3 protein-coding genes are annotated in these 2,170 nt (G+C 78.0%); 2 read left to right on the top strand and 1 reads right to left on the bottom strand.

Annotation, left to right across the window (positions count from 1 at the left end):
- Window positions 1–664 (bottom strand): 5'-3' exonuclease (locus ABEB16_RS20335; protein ID WP_425560272.1); only part of this gene is annotated, 664 nt, incomplete at its 3' end.
- 268 nt (window positions 665–932) lie between these two features.
- Here ABEB16_RS20335 and ABEB16_RS20330 point away from each other — a divergent pair.
- The gene (locus ABEB16_RS20330; protein WP_345714012.1) at window positions 933–1,802 is read left to right on the top strand and encodes an SCO4651 family lipoprotein; all 870 of its coding nucleotides are present in this window, start codon (window positions 933–935) and stop codon (window positions 1,800–1,802) included.
- A 183-nt stretch (window positions 1,803–1,985) separates the two neighbouring features.
- Window positions 1,986–2,170: amidohydrolase family protein (locus ABEB16_RS20325; RefSeq protein WP_345714013.1), on the top strand; the 185-nt coding region annotated here is incomplete at its 3' end.

Here is a 2,170-nt window from a genome sequence, read left to right as displayed (position 1 = left end):
CCGGCCGACGTCGAGCACCCGCTGCGCCACGTGCGCAGCTCGCGCAACGAGAGGGGTCACCGCGCAGCACGGCCAGGTCGGCGTAGCCGCGCCCGCCGCGCACCCCGTAGCGGGCCGCGAGGGCGCCGTCGTCGACGACCTCCAGCCGCTTCAGGCCCCGCCCGGTGTAGAGGACGCGGACCCGGGCGGCGTCGTCGACGAGCTGGAACAGGTCCCGGTCGCCGGTGACGACGTCCACCGCCCGCCCGGCGGCGACCGCGCGCGCGGCGAGGGTGGCGATGACGTCGTCGGCCTCGAAACCCGCCGCCCCCACCCGCGCGATGCCCGCGGCGGCGAGCACCTCGGCCAGCAGCGGCACCTGCGGGCCCAGCGCGGCCGGGGTCTCCTCACCGCCGTCGGCGCCGACCCGGTGGGCCTTGTAGGAGGGCAGCGCCGCCACCCGGAACGCCGGGCGCCAGTCGTCGTCCCAGCAGGCCACCAGGCGCTGCGGGGCGTGTTCGCGCACCAGCATCGCGACGGTGTCGCAGAAGCCGCGCACGGCGTTGACGGGCGTGCCGTCGGGGGCGCGCACCGATTCGGGAACGCCGTGGAAGGCCCGGTAGTACAGCGAGGCGGCGTCCAGCAGCAGCAGCGTGTCCGGGCCGGCGGGGCGGGGCGTGGCCATGGGCGCGAGCGTAGGGGCCCGCACCGACGGCACCGGCGGCACCGACGGCACCGCGGCCGACCCGGATCCGTGCCGCGGCCGACCCGGACCGGTGCCCCGTCCACCTGCGGGCGGGGCCGCACCGGCGGCCGGCTCCACCCCAGGTCCCACCGGCGGACGCCGATCGGCGGATGCCGTCTGCGCCCCGGCGGCGCACAGTGGGGTGGTGCACACCCCGCAGGACCGGTCGGCAGCGCCCACCGGCACCGCACACCCGGAGGAGATCACCATGCCCGCCCCCAGCTCCACCCGTCGTCCCGCCCGCACCGGCCGGCGCGCCGCCGCGCTCCTGGCCGGCGCGGCGGCCCTCACCGCCGGACTGGGCGCGTGCAGCGCCTCCCCCGAGACCGGTGCGGAGGCCACCGGCACCGACCGCACCCCGCTGGAGGTCGTCAACGCCTCCCTGGCCAAGTCCACCGAGACCGCCACCGCGAAGTTCGCCCTGGACGTGCAGGCCAGCGGCGAGGGGGAGAACGCCACCGTCACCGGCGAGGGCGCCTTCGACGCCGCGCAGGAGGCCGCAGAGGTCCGCCTGCAGATCACCGCCCCCGGCGTCTCCGGTCTGCAGCCCACCGTCCGCCTCACCGGCGACACCCTCTACGTCACCGGCGTGCCCGGCATCGCCGCGGGCGCGTGGCTGCAGGCGCCGCTGGAGACCGGCGCGGACCTCGGGCTGGACGCCCACGCCCTCAACCCCGCCGAGCAGCTGCAGCAGCTGCGGGCGGTCTCCTCCGACGTGCGCGAGCTGGGCACCAGCACCGTGCGCGGGGTGGAGGCCACCGGGTACGCCGGCACCATCGACCTGCGCAAGGCCCTGGACAGCGCCTCCACGCCGGCCGAGCGGGCCGAGGCCGAGAAGGCGCTGGCCGACAGCGGCGTCAGCGAGGTGCCCTTCGAGCTGTACGTGGACTCCGAGGACCGCCCGGTGCGGATGGTCGTCGACGCCAGCGCCGAGCACGAGGGCCAGCGCGCCAGCGCGACGGTGTCGGTGGACTACTTCGACTGGGGCACCGACGTCGACGTGGCCGCCCCGCCGGCCGACGCGATCGTGGAGGCCCCCGCCGAGCTCGCCGCCACCGAGGCGCTGCAGACCTCCTGACCCCCGCCCCACCCGCTGAGCGGGGACCGCGCCGGTACCGGGACCGGCGCGGTCCCCGCACGGGTCGGGCCGGCGGGGTCGGGGCCGGGCCGGGGTCCGTAGGCTGCGCCCGTGGACGTCCCACCTGCCCGGCTGTACCGCGGCGGCGCGGTGTACAGCCCCGCCGACCCCTTTGCCACCGCCATGCTCGTCGCCGACGGGCACATCGCCTGGCTGGGCTCGGAGGAGGCGGCCGCCGCCCACGCCGGCGCCGGCGTGCAGGTCGTCGACCTGCACGGCGCGCTCGTCACCCCCGCCTTCGTCGACGCCCACGTGCACACCACCGAGACGGGGTTGGTGCTCACCGGCCCGGACCTGTCCGCGGTGCG

This window comes from Kineococcus glutinatus, assembly GCF_039542765.1.
Taxonomy (GTDB): Bacteria; Actinomycetota; Actinomycetes; order Actinomycetales; family Kineococcaceae; genus Kineococcus_A; species Kineococcus_A glutinatus.
This window is presented reverse-complemented; position numbering and strand designations above follow the sequence as displayed.